The 16,551-nt window shown below is 58.5% G+C and carries 13 protein-coding genes; 9 read left to right on the top strand and 4 right to left on the bottom strand.

The genetic code is table 11. The features are described 5' to 3' along the window. Window positions 1-140: 140 nt before the first annotated feature. From K787_RS0109210 to K787_RS0109175, 7 genes are all read left to right on the top strand, one after another. On the top strand, window positions 141-1,082 hold the full coding sequence (locus K787_RS0109210) for a LysR family transcriptional regulator (RefSeq protein WP_022962510.1): 942 nt from the start codon (window positions 141-143) through the stop codon (window positions 1,080-1,082). Window positions 1,083-1,238: 156 nt separating this feature from the next. After that, complete coding sequence (locus K787_RS0109205; RefSeq protein WP_022962509.1) at window positions 1,239-1,634, top strand: MerR family transcriptional regulator; 396 nt, start codon at window positions 1,239-1,241, stop codon at window positions 1,632-1,634. 66 nt (window positions 1,635-1,700) lie between these two features. Next, window positions 1,701-2,864, top strand: a complete 1,164-nt coding sequence (locus K787_RS0109200) for an isovaleryl-CoA dehydrogenase (RefSeq protein ID WP_022962508.1) — start codon at window positions 1,701-1,703, stop codon at window positions 2,862-2,864. A 123-nt stretch (window positions 2,865-2,987) separates the two neighbouring features. Then, a complete protein-coding gene (locus tag K787_RS0109190) occupies window positions 2,988-4,595 on the top strand; it encodes a carboxyl transferase domain-containing protein (protein WP_022962506.1) in 1,608 nt (535 codons plus the stop codon). A gap of 125 nt (window positions 4,596-4,720) precedes the next feature. Then, window positions 4,721-5,521: a gamma-carboxygeranoyl-CoA hydratase gene (locus K787_RS0109185; protein WP_022962505.1), complete on the top strand. Its 801-nt coding sequence runs from the start codon at window positions 4,721-4,723 to the stop codon at window positions 5,519-5,521. 6 nt (window positions 5,522-5,527) lie between these two features. Beyond that, the gene (locus tag K787_RS0109180; protein WP_022962504.1) at window positions 5,528-7,480 is read left to right on the top strand and encodes an acetyl/propionyl/methylcrotonyl-CoA carboxylase subunit alpha; all 1,953 of its coding nucleotides are present in this window, start codon (window positions 5,528-5,530) and stop codon (window positions 7,478-7,480) included. After that, window positions 7,477-8,379: a hydroxymethylglutaryl-CoA lyase gene (locus tag K787_RS0109175; RefSeq protein WP_022962503.1), complete on the top strand. Its 903-nt coding sequence runs from the start codon at window positions 7,477-7,479 to the stop codon at window positions 8,377-8,379. Before K787_RS0109180 ends, K787_RS0109175 begins: the two co-directional genes overlap by 4 nt. Before the next feature lie 411 nt (window positions 8,380-8,790). Here K787_RS0109175 and K787_RS22680 read toward each other — a convergent pair whose 3' ends face one another. The 3 genes from K787_RS22680 to K787_RS22670 all read right to left on the bottom strand — a co-directional run bounded on the left by K787_RS22680 (window position 8,791) and on the right by K787_RS22670 (window position 12,018). Next, entirely contained in the window at window positions 8,791-10,248 is a 1,458-nt protein-coding gene (locus K787_RS22680; protein ID WP_022962502.1) for an aminotransferase-like domain-containing protein, read from the bottom strand. A 190-nt stretch (window positions 10,249-10,438) separates the two neighbouring features. Further along, window positions 10,439-11,305, bottom strand: a complete 867-nt coding sequence (locus tag K787_RS22675; RefSeq protein ID WP_022962501.1) for a substrate-binding periplasmic protein — start codon at window positions 11,303-11,305, stop codon at window positions 10,439-10,441. A gap of 77 nt (window positions 11,306-11,382) precedes the next feature. Then, the gene (locus K787_RS22670; RefSeq protein WP_022962500.1) at window positions 11,383-12,018 is read right to left on the bottom strand and encodes a MiaE family protein; all 636 of its coding nucleotides are present in this window, start codon (window positions 12,016-12,018) and stop codon (window positions 11,383-11,385) included. A gap of 173 nt (window positions 12,019-12,191) precedes the next feature. Here K787_RS22670 and K787_RS0109155 point away from each other — a divergent pair, with 173 nt between their 5' ends. Further along, window positions 12,192-13,052: a universal stress protein gene (locus tag K787_RS0109155; RefSeq protein WP_022962499.1), complete on the top strand. Its 861-nt coding sequence runs from the start codon at window positions 12,192-12,194 to the stop codon at window positions 13,050-13,052. A gap of 49 nt (window positions 13,053-13,101) precedes the next feature. On the opposite strand, the gene K787_RS0109150 is transcribed toward K787_RS0109155, so the two are convergent. Then, entirely contained in the window at window positions 13,102-13,557 is a 456-nt protein-coding gene (locus K787_RS0109150; RefSeq protein WP_022962498.1) for a DUF1289 domain-containing protein, read from the bottom strand. Window positions 13,558-13,924: 367 nt separating this feature from the next. Between K787_RS0109150 and acnB the strand changes: the two genes are divergently transcribed. Next, on the top strand, window positions 13,925-16,519 hold the full coding sequence (gene acnB, locus K787_RS0109145; protein ID WP_028614774.1) for a bifunctional aconitate hydratase 2/2-methylisocitrate dehydratase: 2,595 nt from the start codon (window positions 13,925-13,927) through the stop codon (window positions 16,517-16,519). Window positions 16,520-16,551 lie beyond the last annotated feature (32 nt).

Raw genomic sequence — 16,551 nt, 5'->3', positions numbered from 1 at the left:
TAGATGAGGCTCCCCGATTTATCTAACCTATTTTCTGCGTGTATAAAGCCGTATAAGCAATATATACTTCACTTATTATGAGTGGGTGATATCTCTATGTGAGTCACCTTGCCTAAGCCCTACCGAAGGACGATGTTGGCATGAACCTCAGTAAAGTCGACTTGAACCTGTTCATTGTATTTGATGCCATCTATACCGAAGCCAATCTGACCCGCGCCGGACAGATTGTCGGCATCACCCAACCTGCAGTGAGCAACGCCCTCGCCCGTCTGCGCGAGACCTTCAATGATCCGCTGTTTGTCAGAACGGCCCAGGGCATGGTGCCCACGCCCATGGCGCAAAACATCATTACCCCTGTGCGCCATGCATTGCAGTTGCTGCGCGTATCCGTGCAGGAAAGCCGCAGTTTCAACCCGGATCAGGCGACCAAAACCTATCGTATCAGCATGACCGATTTGACCGAGGCGGTGATTTTGCCGCATCTGGCGTCACGTATTCGCCGGCTAGCAGCCAACATCAATATCGACAGCTTTTTGACCAAACGCCGTGAGACGACCAAAGAGCTGGCTGCCGGGCGTCTGGATTTTGCTATCGACGCACCGCTGAATACCGATACCCAGGTCCGTCACGTCAAGCTGTTTGAAGACCGCTACGTCTGCGTCATGCGCCGCGATCACCCGTTGACCAGCAAAACGAAAATCACACTGGATGACTACCTTGGCCAGTCGCATATTCACATCTCCAGCCGCCGCAATGGCCTGGGGCATGTGGACCTGTCGCTCGGCAAGATCGGCTTGCAGCGCCGTGTGGTGTTGCGCTCGCAGCATTACCAGATGGCGCCGCTGGTGCTCGAATCGACCGACATGGTCATGACCGTGCCCGAGCGCTTCGCCCGCCGCCACCAGTTGCATTATTCAGAGCTGCCTATCGACGACGTACCACCGATCGAAACACACCTGTTCTGGCATGAAAGCACTGATCAGGACCCGGCCAACCGCTGGATGCGTGAACAGATCATCGAGCTGTCGCAACAACTAGAACGTAAAATCATGCGCGAGCGCGAGGCCGAAGCTGCTCAATAGTTGCCAGCAGCGGGCGTTACGCGCCCGCTGCTGCCTCCCGTTACCCCCCTATTCCCAATGGCACCCCTCCAGCATCCGGACCCTTTGCACTCAGCTTGATTGACAGTTTCCACGCACTGCCTTACGTTAACGTAAAGGTTAACCAAGGTGTCTTCCATGCCCTCCTACTCCATCTCCGATCTTGCCCGCGAACTGGATATCACCACCCGCGCTATTCGCTTCTACGAAGAGCAGGGCCTCCTGAGTCCCGAGCGCCGAGGTCAAGAACGTATCTATTCAGCCAGAGACAAGGTCAGCTTGAAGTTGATCCTGCGTGGCAAACGCATCGGCTTTTCGCTCGCTGAATGCAGGGAATTGATCCAGCTATACGACCCACTGGGCGACAATCAGAAGCAGTTGCACAGCATGCTCGGCAAAATCGCCGAGCGGCGCGCGCAGCTTGATCAGCAGATGCTGGATATTCAACAAATGCAGATTGAGCTCGATAGCGCCGAGGAGCGATGCTACACGGCGCTCAAAGCCGCCCATGTATCCAGCCCAACTAGCGCCTGATAGCGCTTTGGCCGCATTCATTAGCCCTTACCGACCGATCCAGAACCATTGGCTACAGGTGACCCCATGCATTACAGCTCCTTGAACTTTGCCCACGGCGATACGATAAACATGCTGCGCGAGCAGCTGCAGGGTTTTTGCCGCGCCGAGCTGGCACCGCGCGCAGCGCAGATCGACCGCGACAACCTGTTCCCCGAGGACATGTGGCTGCGCTTTGGCGACATGGGATTGCTGGGTATTACCGTTGCCGAAGAATTCGGCGGTGCTGGGCTGGGGTACCTCGCGCATGTGGTCGCCATAGAAGAGATTAGCCGCGCATCGGCCTCTGTGGGCCTCTCTTACGGCGCGCACTCGAACCTCTGTGTGAACCAGATCAATCGTAATGGCACGCCGGCACAGAAGGCCCGCTACCTGCCCGGCCTGATCAGTGGCGAACATATCGGTGCGCTGGCGATGAGCGAGCCCAATGCCGGGTCCGACGTGGTCAGCATGAAGCTGCGCGCCGAGAAAAAGGGCGACCGCTATCTGCTTAACGGCACCAAGATGTGGATCACCAATGGCCCGGATGCCCACGTCTATGTGATTTATGCCAAGACTGAGCCCGACAAAGGCGCTCATGGCATCAGCGCCTTTATCGTCGAGCGCGACTGGGCCGGCTTCTCCCGCGGACCCAAGCTCGACAAACTCGGCATGCGCGGCTCCAACACCTGCGAGCTGATCTTCGACAACGTAGAAGTGCCTGCCGAGAACATCCTTGGCGACCTGAATGCCGGCGTGAAGGTATTGATGAGCGGCCTGGATTATGAGCGCGTGGTACTGGCGGGCGGGCCGGTTGGCATCATGCAGGCCTGTATGGATGAAGTGGTGCCCTACATTCATGACCGCAAGCAGTTCGGCCAGAGCATCGGTGAGTTTCAGCTGATCCAGGGCAAGGTCGCGGATATGTACACCCAACTCAACGCCAGCCGCGCCTACCTGTACGCCGTAGCCCAGGCCTGCGATCGCGGCGAAGCCACCCGCAAGGACGCTGCGGGGGTCATACTGTATACCGCCGAGCGTGCCACGCAGATGGCGCTGGATGCGATCCAGATTCTCGGCGGCAATGGCTATATCAATGACTACCCCACGGGCCGTCTGTTGCGCGACGCCAAACTCTATGAGATCGGCGCTGGCACCAGCGAGATTCGGCGGATGCTGATCGGGCGGGAGTTGTTTAATGAAACGCGCTGAGCTTAGCGGCAAGCTACAAGGTTCAAGTGGCAAGCGGTGCGGATCCAGCGAGCAGGCCGGTGCAGCAAAGGGCAGCTTGCCGCTGGCAGCTTATGGCTTGCCACTGTGTATCGAGGCAATGCCATGAGTATCCTGCCTACGCAGATGCATCCGTCCAGCCCCGAGTTCGCGGCCAACCGCGACGCCATGCGCCACCTGGTCGAGGATTTGCGGACGTTATTGTGCAAGGTCGCCGAAGGCGGGGGAGCAACGGCGCAGGAGCGGCATTTGTCGCGCGGCAAGCTGCTACCGCGCCAGCGTATCGATACCTTGCTGGATACCGGCTCGCCCTTTCTCGAAATCGGTCAGTTGGCAGCGCATGGGGTATATGACGAAGACGTCCCGGCGGCCGGAATCATTGCCGGGATTGGCCGGGTAGAGGGCGTGGAGTGCATGATTGTCGCCAACGATGCGACGGTCAAAGGCGGTTCCTACTATCCGCTGACGGTCAAAAAGCATTTACGCGCACAGACCATCGCCCAGCAAAACCGTCTGCCCTGTATCTACCTGGTGGACTCCGGCGGCGCTAACCTACCGCGGCAAGATGAGGTCTTTCCCGATCGCGAGCATTTTGGTCGGATCTTTTTCAATCAGGCCAACATGAGCGCCCAGGGCATTGCCCAGATCGCCGTGGTCATGGGTTCCTGTACCGCTGGCGGCGCCTATGTACCGGCCATGGCCGATGAAGCCATCATGGTGCGTGATCAGGCGACGATTTTTCTGGCGGGCCCACCACTGGTCAAGGCCGCCACCGGCGAAGTGGTCAGCGCCGAGCAGCTGGGTGGCGCGGATGTACACTGCAAAATCTCTGGCGTGGCGGATCATTACGCCGAGAATGACGAACACGCGCTGGCGCTGGCGCGGCATTGCATTGCCAATTTGAACTGGCGCAAACAGGGTGAGCTGAATCTGCGCGCGACCATCGAGCCGCGCTATCCAGCGGAGGATCTGTACGCCGTGATCCCGGCCGACCCCAAGCAGCCCTTCGAGGTGCGCGAGGTGATCGCCCGACTGGTCGACGACAGCCAGTTCGATGAATTCAAGGCACTCTATGGCAGCACGCTGGTCTGCGGCTTCGCCCATCTGCACGGCCACCCGGTGGCGATTCTGGCCAATAATGGCATCCTGTTTGCCGAGTCGGCGCAAAAAGGCGCGCACTTTATCGAGCTAGCCTGTCAGCGTGGTATTCCACTGGTCTTTCTGCAGAACATCACCGGCTTTATGGTCGGGCAGAAATACGAGGCCGGCGGCATCGCCAAACACGGCGCCAAACTGGTTACCGCTGTGGCCTGTGCTCAGGTACCCAAATTTACAGTCATTATCGGCGGCAGTTTTGGTGCCGGCAATTATGGGATGTGCGGCCGCGCCTATGACCCGCGCTTTTTATGGATGTGGCCGAATGCGCGTATTTCGGTGATGGGCGCCGAACAGGCCGCTGGCGTGCTGGTGCAGGTCAAGCAGGAACAGGCCGAGCGCCGTGGCGGCACCTTCACCGCAGATCAACAGGCGCAATTGCGCGACCCCATCCTAGAGCAGTACGAACGCCAAGGACACCCCTACTACTCCAGCGCGAGACTCTGGGATGACGGCGTCATCGACCCGGCCCAGACGCGAGACATACTCGGCCTGGCCCTGTCCGCCGCACTGAATGCGCCGATAGGGCAGACACGCTTTGGGGTATTCAGGATGTAGGGGTAAGCGGTCTGACATACGTATTGATAACCGAACAACGCTGGACCGGAAGGTTCAGCCCCCCCTGATTACACGCCTGCACGACCAGCTTGCGGCTGGCAGCGCTCGCGACAACCGAGATAGCCATGACCTCTTTCAATACGCTGCAACTCGACTTCTCCAGCACCGGCATTGCCACGCTCTGGCTCAACCGCCCGGAGAAGAACAACGCGTTCAACGCCGAGATGATTCGCGAGCTGCTGTTGGCTTTTGACGCAATTGAAGCGCGGCCAGAGTTGCGTTTTATGCTGCTGCGCGGGCGTGGCAAACATTTTTCCGCGGGCGCGGATCTGGCCTGGATGCAAGAAAGCGCCGAGCTCGATTACAACGCCAACCTGAACGACTCACGCGAACTGGCGCAGGTAATGGCCAGCCTCTATCAGTTGAAGTTACCGACGCTGGCGGTCGTGCAAGGCGCCGCCTTTGGCGGTGCGCTAGGGCTGATCAGCTGCTGTGATATGGCCATCGGCAGCGAAGACGCCTTGTTTTCGCTATCCGAGGTGCGCATCGGCATTCTGCCCGCCGTGATCAGCCCCTATGTGGTCAAGGCAATTGGCGAGCGCGCCGCGCGGCGCTACGCATTGACCGCCGAACGCTTCGATGGCCAACGGGCAGAGCAGCTTGGCCTGCTTGCCGCCGCCTACCCCGCCGACAGGTTGGCACAGGCTGTAGCCGATTGGTCCGCCAATCTGCTGCTCAACGGGCCTGCCGCGATGCGCGCCACCAAAGCGCTGATGCACGAGGTCAAACACGGCGAACTCACCACCGCCTTGCGTCGTTACACCGAAGCGTCTATCGCTCGCGTACGCGTCAGCCCCGAGGGCCAGGAAGGACTGAAAGCCTTCCTCGATAAACGCAAGCCGAGCTGGCAACAGAACCTGGAATAAACCCCGATGAGCACACCCATTACGACTTTGCTGGTCGCCAACCGCGGCGAAATTGCCTGCCGCATTATGCGCACGGCCAAGGCGCTAGGCATACGCACCGTAGCCGTACACAGTGAGGTAGACCGCCATGCACAGCATGTGCGTGAAGCGGATGTGGCGATCAATCTCGGCGGCGCCAAGCCGGCTGACAGCTATCTACGCACAGACCTGATCCTGGCAGCCGCGAAAGCGACAGGCGCGCAGGCAGTGCATCCCGGTTACGGCTTTCTGTCGGAAAATGCCGAGTTTGCCCGGGCTTGCGAAAACCAGGGGCTGATCTTTATCGGCCCGCCGGCCAGTGCCATCGATGCCATGGGCAGCAAGTCTGCTGCCAAGACGCTGATGGCACAGGCTGGCGTACCGCTAGTGCCCGGCTACCATGGCGACGACCAGAGCCTGACCTGCTTGCGCCAGGAAATTACCGCCATGGGCTATCCGGTACTGCTTAAGGCCGTGGCAGGTGGTGGCGGCAAGGGTATGAAAGTAGTCGAAAGCGACGCCGAATTGGCTGCTGCATTGGCGTCGGCGCAGCGCGAAGCGCTGGCCAGCTTTGGCGACAGCCGCATGCTGGTAGAACGCTATTTAATCAGGCCGCGGCATATCGAAATCCAGGTGTTCGCCGATCAACACGGCCACTGCATTCATCTGAATGAGCGTGATTGTTCGATCCAGCGCCGCCATCAGAAAGTCATTGAAGAAGCGCCCGCGCCCGGTCTTAGCGCCGCCCTGCGTGAAGCCATGGGCGATGCCGCCGTGACAGCAGCCAAGGCCATCGGTTATGTCGGTGCCGGTACCGTCGAGTTTCTGCTCGACGAGCAGCAGCGTTTCTATTTCATGGAAATGAACACGCGGCTGCAGGTAGAGCATCCGGTCACCGAAGCCATCACCGGCCAGGATCTGGTCGCCTGGCAGCTGAACATCGCCCAGGGCAAACCATTGCCATTGGAGCAGGCCCAGGTGCCCCTCAATGGTCATGCGATAGAAGCGCGGCTGTACGCCGAAGATCCCTCCAACGGCTTCCTGCCCGCCAGTGGGCGCCTGGCCCTGTATCGTGAACCCGCCCATGGGCCCGGCCGGCGCATGGACAGCGGCGTGAGTGAAGGCGATGACGTATCGCCTTTTTACGATCCGATGCTGGCTAAACTGATAGCCTGGGGCGACACCCGCGAAGCCGCACGCCTGAATTTGCTCGGCATGTTGCGTGAAACCGCCATAGCAGGGCTGCAGACCAATCTGAGCTTCCTCACCGGCATTATCGAGCACCCGGCTTTTGCTGCCGCGCAGCTGGATACCGGCTTTATTTCCCGGCACGAAACCGTGCTAATACCACCCCGGCCCATTTTGACCGACGACTTCTGGGCGGTGGCAGGCTGTGCCTGGCTAATCAGCCAACGCCTGATCGAGCACGCACCACCCTGCCCCTGGCAAACACTGCCATCAGGCTGGCGTAGCGGCCTGCCCGCCTCCAGCCGCGTGCATTTGCGCAGTGGCGAACAGGGCCGACAACTGGATACGCTGGATACCCACGGATGCAGCTTCGATCAAAGCGCACAGATGCTGACTATCGAGCGTGACGGCATGACCCAGCGCTACCCTTTGCGGCTAGCGGCGGGAGCGGTATGTCTGTTCTGGCAAAGCCATTGGCATCCGCTGCAAGCCTTCGACCCCATTAGCCAGGCAGAACAGGCCCAGCAGCACAGTGGTGGCCTTCTAGCGCCGATGAATGGCAGTATTGTGCGCTTAATGGCCCAGGTCGGTGATCGGGTGCAGGCTGGTAGCGTACTGCTGGTGCTCGAAGCGATGAAAATGGAACACAGCATTCGCGCGCCGCAGGATGGCAAGGTCACAGCCTTGTTTTGCGTCGAAGGCGACTTGGTCGCCGAAGGCACCGTGCTGGTGGAACTGGAGGATAGTGAATGACATTGCCGCAGAAGGTGCGACTGGTCGATGTTGGCCCGCGTGACGGGCTGCAAAACGAAGCTCAGCCCATCAGCGTACAGGCCAAGGTGCGCCTGGTAGATGACCTGAGCGCCGCCGGCGTCAACCATATTGAAGTGGGCAGCTTTGTATCACCCAAGTGGGTCCCGCAGATGGCTGGCTCGGCGGAGGTTTTCGCTGGCATCCAGCAGCGCCCGGGTGTGTCCTATTCAGCGCTGACGCCTAACCTTCAGGGCTTTGAAGCCGCACTGGCGGCTGGCGTACACGAAGTGGCTGTATTCGCCGCAGCCTCGGAAGCCTTTTCCCAGCGCAACATCAACTGCTCGATTGCCGACAGCATTAATCGCTTCACCCCGGTATTAGAGGCGGCGCTGGCTGCGGGCGTGAGGGTACGCGGTTATATTTCCTGTGTACTCGGTTGCCCCTACCAGGGCGACGTCACCGCAGATCAGGTCGCGCTGATCGCCCAAGAATTGTCTGCCATGGGCTGTTATGAAGTATCGCTGGGTGACACCATCGGCACCGGCACGCCCGGCGCCACTCGCCACCTGATCGAGGTGGTGGCCGGGCAGGTGCCGCGCGACCGCTTGGCCGGGCACTTCCATGACACCTACGGTCAGGCCTTGGCAAATATTTACGCCAGCCTGCTGGAAGGTGTCAGCGTCTTTGACAGCTCCGTCGCCGGGCTGGGCGGTTGCCCCTACGCCAAGGGCGCCACCGGCAATGTGGCCAGTGAAGATGTGCTCTATATGCTCACTGGGCTAGGCATCGAGACCGGGATCGATCTGGATCTGCTGGTTGATGCGGGTGCACGGATCAGCCAGGTATTGGGCCGGGAGAATGGGTCGAGGGTAGCGCGGGCGCGGTTGGCGGCTCGGTAGGGTCTGGTTGGTTCGGGCTCTGCTATCGCGGCGAGGCCGCCGCTCCCACCGATCTGAAGAAGCTCCTGTCCTATGGGGAGCAACTGTCTGAGGAAATCCTACCCAGTAGCAGCAACTCCTTGAGGGAGCCCTGCCCAGTGGGAGCAAATGCCTGAACGGCTCCTGTCCAGTAACAGCCTGAGGGATCTTGCTCAGTAAGAGCAACTGTCTGAGTAGATCCTGCCCAGTGGGAGCAGAGGCCTGAGCAGTTCTTGCTCAGGACAGTAGAAGCGACCGCTTGAGGGGGTTCCTGCCCGGTAAGAGTGACTACCTGGGGAGTCTTGCACGGTAGGCGCGATGGCCGGTGGGAGCGGCGGCCTCGCTGCGATGGATTTAGCTCACACAGAGCTCCAACCTCAGCCCCCAAAATACCTAAGCCACTTCCTCACCAACCTCCTCTACCTCCCTGTTTTTACTAAATAAACCTTTAGCCAAAACCCCCAGTGTCATCACCGCCCGCTCAGTCTCCTGATTCCACAGCACCCCACAATTCAGCCGGAAACAGTGGTTAAACTGATCCGAATTACTGAACACTGCCCCCGGGGCAATACTGATACCATGCTCCAACGCCTGGGTAAAAAGCAGCTGCGCATCCACATTTCCGGGCAAACTGACCCACAAAATAAAGCCACCTTTAGGCCGGGTAATCTGTGTGCCCTCGGGAAAATACTGCTGTATTGCCAGCTGGAAATGGCTCAAATTGCGCCGGTATTCCTGCCGAATATAACGCAAATGCCGATCATACCCGCCGTTCTCCAGATAGGCCGCTACTGCCATCTGACTGACGCTGCAGGCCGATAATGTGGTGAACGTCTGCAGCTTCTCGATGGTATCCTGATGCTTGCCAGCAATGACCCAGCCAGTGCGCAAGCCCGGCGAAATGGTTTTCGAGAAGCTCGAGCAATACAGCACAGTATCTGAGCAATCGAACGCCTTGAGCGCCTTGGACCTGCCCGGCTCAAACATCAGCTCACCATAGATGTCGTCCTCTACAATCGGAATGCCCCGCTGCGCCATCATGCCGACCAGCTTACGCTGACGGTTTTCGGCCATGGTTGCACCCATCGGATTGCCCGCGCGAGCGGTTACCACCAGCGCTTTGATTGGCCACTTATCCGCAGCTTTTTCCAATGACTCCAGACTCAGACCGGTCTCCGGGTCAGTGGGTATTTCAATTACTTTCAAGCCGAGCAACTGGCACAACTGCACCAAGCCGTAATAACTGGGTGATTCGCTCGCAATCAAATCGCCAGGGCTAGTGAGTGCCCTGAGACACAATTGCAGCGCCTCCACACACCCGTTGGTAATGACGATCTGTGACGGGTCGACAACCGCACCGGCATCGCGCATACGAATAGCCACCTGACGCCGCAAGGGTTCGTAACCAGGGCTGAATATATAGCTGTAGGCTTTTTTGCCATGAAAGCGCGTGACCTTGCTCATCTGCTGATGCAATGCCCGCAGTGGCAGAAACTCGCTGGACGGCACCGCTGCTCCGAGCGGCATCACATCGCTGCGCCGGGACAAGTTGAGAATCTCGCTGATAATGCCGCTCCGCGTGACCGCGTAAGGCGGCTCCACTCGGGAAATCGGTGGGGTGGGTGCGGTCAAAGCCGGTGTCTGGTGTACATAATAACCGGATTGGGGGCGCGCCCTAATCAAGCCCTGATCTTCCAGGGTAGCGTAGGCATGCAATACCGTGGCGTGGCTTACGCCCTTTTGGGTGCTGAGTTTGCGCACCGAAGGTACACGCTCGCCCGGTTGATAAAATCCCTTGCGGATATCATCAGCCAGTTGGCGGGCAATCTGCTGGTATAAAAGGCTGGTCATCGAAGCTCTCCTGCGTCATAGGGTACCCTAACGCAGGGTTATCCAGTGATCGCCGTACAGTTGTCCGAGAATGGACCTGTACAGAATAGCAAAGCCTACAACTGTGCAGGTTCAAAACAGCCTAGAACAAACTGTTCTGCTTAGCAGCCTATTCGATCAAGCCTGTGCGGCCGGACCTATGCGGCCCAACCTATTCAGCTAACGGCTGTTCGATTAACTGCGGGTCTTCCGGGGCGAACCGGTCCGCCCACACCTGGCGGTACTTCTCCAGCAACCGCCGCGGTTCGCCTTTGCTGGCCAGATCCTGCATGTTCTGCGCAAGTATGGCGCGCAGCTGTGGCGAGTTGCAGGCCGAATTGTGCGACAGCGTGTAATACAACTGCTCGTTAATCAGCGATCCCTCGATAATCTCCAACTGGTCTTCAATACCCAGTTGCTGAGCTACTGCCATCCCCTGATAGCGCTCATAGATCACATAATCGACGCGCCCGCGCACCAAGGTCTGGAACGACTGCTCAATCGATGACACCTGCTCTACACGCAAATGATCACGCGAGAACCTATCAAAAGCCATTCCATAACTGTTATTTAGCAGTGTGCTCCCGGTCTTGTCGCGCAGGTCGTCCCAACCACTGTAGGGAAACACTTCCCCACGTTTGACAAACAGCACACTCGGCACTTCAACATAGGGCGGGTAAATATAGTCCATATAGCCCAGACGCTCACGGGTCAGGAAGGCACCCGCGAGCATGTCCACTCGACCACTACGCACTTCTTCCTGTGCCCGCGACCAGGGGCCGACATTCAGTACCTCGGCCTTCACGCCAGTACCTTCCAGGGCCATTTCCAGCAGCTCAACCCCCGCACCAACCAGGTGTTTATCATCATCCGGATTGACCCAAAGGATCGGCGGATACTGGGGATTGCCCGTCACCACAATACGCTCACACACCCCACCGGCCGCCTGCGCCGAGCCTACACCAAGCAGCCCAAGCAATGCCGCCGGTATCAGCAGCACGCGATAAATAGTAGCTCTGGCAGGTTGTTTGATCGCCATTAGTGCTCCTCGAATTAGGTTCTGGCAGCTCTGTGCAACTCTCAGTATAGACGCTTACTGACTGATTTATGGCGAGTTTATCTGACAGCGCGCAGCGCTCCCTGGCGGTCCCCTTCGGCGGCTCCGCTGTGAAAGCGAAAGTCGCTGTCATTTTCGTGGATGGCTTGACCTTCCACCTGTGCAAACAAGGCAATGCGATCCTCAATCGGCTGCTCAGCAAACTGCTTGGCCAGGCCGAGATAATCTTGATAATGCCGTGCCTCGGATTTAAGCAGCGAGCGATAGAAATCGCCGAGTTCAAGGTCCAGATGAGGCGCTAGACAAGCAAAACGCTCACACGACCGCGCCTCGATAAAAGCACCAACGATCAGTGTGTCCACCAGCCTGCCTGGCTCGCTCGTGCGTATATGCTGACGCAGGCGCTGCGCATAGTGGCTGGCCGACAAGCCTCGGTATACGATGCCGCGCTGCTGCATCAATGCCGTCACTTGCTCAAAGTGGCGCAACTCCTCCCGGGCCAGGCGCGACATTTTCTGCAGTAAAACCGGCTTGTCGATATACCGGAACATCAGATTCAACGCAGTAGAGGCCGCTTTTTTCTCGCAATTGGCATGATCGATCAACAGCTCTTCCGGATGCCTTAGCGCCTGATCTACCCAGGCCTGGGGTGTGCGACAGGGTAGAAAATCAATCAATTCTTGCGGCAAGCTCATGGGCGGGCTGGGTCCGGGGCAGTTGGATTATCGGGCTAAAGGGTTGATTATCCATGACTAGCGTAGTGAGCGCACCCACTGCTCTTGATCCATATCAACGGCGAGTATATGAAAACCGGCTACATTTAACAGAGAAACCAAATAAGCGCCAAAGCGCAACAAGGGAGAAAGCCATGCAATCGATAAAACGAATTCTCGTCGTCATTGATCCTACCCAGACGGATCAATTGGCACTGAACCGAGCCAAGCTCATCGCTGGCGTTATTGAGTCGGATCTGCACCTGCTAGTGTGCGAAGACCGCCAAGATCACCTACCGATGCTGGATAAATACTGTTCCGAACTCAAGGCCAGCGGCATTGAGGCCACGAGCAGTCAAGCTTGGCACGGCAGCATGACCGATACCGTGATTCACGTACTGGGCAGCCAGGGCTGCGAACTGGTAGTAAAACAACACCTGCCAGACAGCCCGCTGAAAAAAGCACTGCTGACGCCAGACGACTGGAAGCTGCTGCGTTACTGCCCTGTCCCTGTGCTTCTGGTTAAAACCACTGCCTCCTGGATGAAAGGCAGCGTGCTGGCTGCGGTCGACGTGGGTAATCATGATGATCAGCACCACGTACTGCATGACACCATCGTCAGTCACGCGGCGGATATCGTCGAGATGATCAATGGCGATCTGCACCTGGTCAGCGCACACCCCGCACCCATGCTCTCGGCGGCTGATCCGATCTACCAGGTGCGCGAAAATATTGCCAACCGCTACCGCGACGAGGCACAGCGTTATGCCACCGCCAACGGATTGGATCTGGAGCATATGCACATCGATGAAGGCCCGGCTGACACCTTGATACCCAAGGTCGCGCGACACATCGGCGCGAGCGTAACTGTTATCGGCACAGTCGCCCGCAAGGGGATCGCTGGAGCATTGATAGGCAATACTGCAGAAGTGATACTCGACCAGTTGGACTCGGATATTCTGGTGCTCAAGCCTGAAGACACCATGGCCCACCTGGAAAGCATATTACAAAGATAAAGTCGTCGATTTAAGGCCATGCACCGCCAGTCGAGCAGTAGTATCGTAACTACTTGCCCGGCTGTGCGGAGGCATGACGCTGATAATAAGCTTCAGACAGGCCAAAGAAGGTTTGATCAATGTCGTCGCGCAACTGCTTTATGCTCAACTGCGCATAAGCGGGACGCACCCGCACCCCCGCGCCCTGCAGCGCGCCCTCTCCGCCCCGGACCAGTAATCTGTGTACGTGACAGGCCAGGGGCTGCTCATCCAGATAGATGATTTTGCGCTGGTCCAACGCCTGGCGCAGCATCAGCCCGGATACGATTTCAATACGCGCGCTGACCACCTGCGCCAGCAATTGCTCCAGGCGCAGCCAGACCGCAGCCTTTTCTCCCGAGGCATAGCTGTTCCACTGAATAATCTCATGACTGAAGCGTTTACAACCGCGGCAGACCTGATCGCCGTATACGGTGGAACAGAGGCCGACGCAGGGGGTTTTATCGGTATAGGCAAGTTCAGACACGTATTTTTCTCCACTGAGCAGGCGGCCAAGGGTAAACCAACGGTCGCTCTGCTTGAACTGTCTCAGACCAAGGTCATAGTGTCTGGCTGCTTAACTTTACCTCATGCTTGCTGTAGAATCAGCCCGCCGTTAGGGCTGTGTGTCAGGCGTCAACCGCAACCCCCTCCGTATCTGCCGCGCCAGCATCAGGTCAGTTACCGGGTTGCCCGCCACCCGTACCAGGCGCATGCCTGCACTCAGCCGTATCCGGCACGTAAGGGGAAGCACTGAATAACTCCCTTCATCAAGATGCTTATTCAGTGCTTCTCTGGGTCCGTGAGGATGACCGTTCCGCCACAAGCAGAACAGACTGATGAGGGTAATAATTGTGCTAGAAGCCTATCGCAAACACGTAGAAGAACGCGCAGCACAGGGCATCGTGCCCCAGCCGCTGAACGCCGAACAAACCGCCGGTCTCGTTGACCTGCTGAAAAATCCACCGGCTGGCGAAGAAGAGTTTCTGCTCGACCTGCTGACCAATCGCGTACCGCCAGGCGTAGACGAAGCCGCCTACGTCAAGGCTGGCTTCCTGTCTGCCGTCGCCAAAGGCGAAGTTACCTCACCACTGCTGACCAAAGTGCGTGCCGTCGAGCTGCTCGGCACCATGCAGGGTGGCTACAACATCGTCACCATGGTCGAATTGCTCGACAACGACGAACTGGCTGCTACCGCCGCCAAGGAACTCAAGCACACCCTGCTGATGTTCGATGCCTTCCACGACGTTGCTGATCGCGCCAAAAAGGGCAATGCCCACGCCAAGGAAGTACTGCAGTCCTGGGCTGATGGCGAGTGGTTTACCAACCGCCCAGCCGTTGCCGAAAAAGTCACCCTGAGCGTATTCAAGGTGCCTGGCGAAACCAACACCGACGACCTGTCCCCCGCTCCAGATGCCTGGTCGCGTCCGGACATCCCGCTACACGCCCTGGCCATGCTGAAAATGGCCCGTGACGGTATCGTGCCGGACGAGCAAGGGGCCATCGGTCCGCTGAAGATGATCGAAGAAGTCAAAGCCAAAGGCTTTCCGGTCGCCTACGTCGGTGACGTGGTCGGTACCGGTTCTTCGCGTAAATCGGCGACTAACTCGGTACTCTGGTATTTCGGTGACGACGTGCCCTTTGTTCCGAACAAGCGCGCTGGCGGCTTCTGCTTCGGTAACAAGATCGCTCCAATCTTCTACAACACCATGGAAGATGCTGGCGCTCTTCCGATCGAATTCGATGTCAACGACATCAATACCGGTGACGTCATCGACGTCTATGTGTATGACGGCAAGGTGTGCAAGCACGGTACCGACGACGTTATCACCACCTTTGAACTGAAGACCCAGGTGCTGCTCGACGAAGTCCGCGCCGGTGGCCGTATTCCGCTGATCATTGGCCGCGGCCTGACCGACAAGGCCCGTGCTGAACTGGGTCTGCCTGCTGCCGACCTGTTCCGCAAGCCCGACGTACCGGCTGCCAGCACCAAAGGTTTCACCCTGGCGCAGAAGATGGTTGGCAAAGCCTGCAATGTTGAGGGCGTTCGCCCCGGCACTTACTGCGAGCCGAAGATGACCACCGTTGGCTCCCAGGACACCACTGGCCCGATGACTCGCGACGAGCTGAAAGACCTGGCTTGCCTGGGCTTCTCCGCCGATCTGGTGATGCAGTCGTTCTGCCACACTGCGGCTTACCCCAAGCCGATCGACGTGACCACGCACCACACGCTGCCTGACTTCATCCACAACCGTGGTGGTGTTGCACTGCGCCCAGGCGACGGCATCATCCACAGCTGGCTGAACCGCATGCTGCTGCCTGACACCGTCGGTACCGGTGGCGACTCGCACACCCGCTTCCCGATGGGCATTTCCTTCCCGGCCGGTTCCGGTCTGGTCGCTTTTGCTGCAGCCACTGGCGTCATGCCGCTGGACATGCCGGAATCCGTTCTGGTGCGTTTCAAGGGCGAAATGCAGCCCGGTATCACCCTGCGTGATCTGGTGCATGCAATCCCCTACTACGCGATTCAGGAAGGTCACCTGACCGTTGAGAAGAAAGGCAAGAAGAACGTCTTCTCCGGTCGCATTCTGGAAATCGAAGGCCTCGACAACCTGACTGCCGAACAGGCATTCGAGCTGTCCGACGCTTCCGCAGAGCGGTCCGCTGCCGGCTGTACCATCAAGCTGAGCGAAGAGTCCATTGCCGAATACCTGAAATCCAACATCGTCCTGCTGCGCTGGATGATTGCCAACGGTTATCAGGATGCCCGTACCCTGGAGCGTCGCGCCCAGGCCATGGAAGCCTGGCTGGCTGATCCCAAGCTGATGCAGGCTGATGCCGATGCCGAATACGCCGCCGTGATCGAGATTGATCTGGCCGACGTAAAAGAGCCGGTCCTGTGTGCGCCGAACGATCCGGATGATGCCCGTCTGTTGTCCCAGGTGGCTGGTGAGAAGATTGATGAAGTCTTCATCGGTTCCTGCATGACCAACATCGGTCACTTCCGCGCTGCCGGCAAGCTGCTGGAGAAGAACAAGGGTGCCCTGCCGACCCGTCTGTGGCTGGCTCCACCGACCAAGATGGATCAGTTCCAGCTCACCGAAGAAGGCTACTACGGCATTTACGGCAAGGCTGGCGCACGCATGGAAATGCCCGGCTGCTCGCTGTGCATGGGTAACCAGGCACGCGTGGCGGCCAAGTCCACCGTGGTTTCCACCTCCACGCGGAACTTCCCGAACCGCCTGGGTGATGGCGCCAATGTGTATCTGGCCTCTGCCGAGCTGGCTTCGGTTGCTTCGATTCTGGGTCGCCTGCCGACCGTTGAGGAATACATGGGCTACGCGGCTGAACTCAACAGCATGTCCGCTGATATCTATCGCTATATGAACTTCAACGAAATCGAGTCTTACCAGAAAGCCGCAGCGTCCATCCCGGTCGCGCAGCTGTAAGCAGTAAGCAGGTTAAAAACCCCGCCTGGTGC

Origin of the sequence: Halopseudomonas pelagia CL-AP6, from assembly GCF_000410875.1 — a bacterium.
Taxonomy (GTDB): Bacteria; Pseudomonadota; Gammaproteobacteria; order Pseudomonadales; family Pseudomonadaceae; genus Halopseudomonas; species Halopseudomonas pelagia.
Note: the sequence above shows the minus strand (reverse complement) of the source record. Positions and strands in the feature narration are given on the sequence as shown.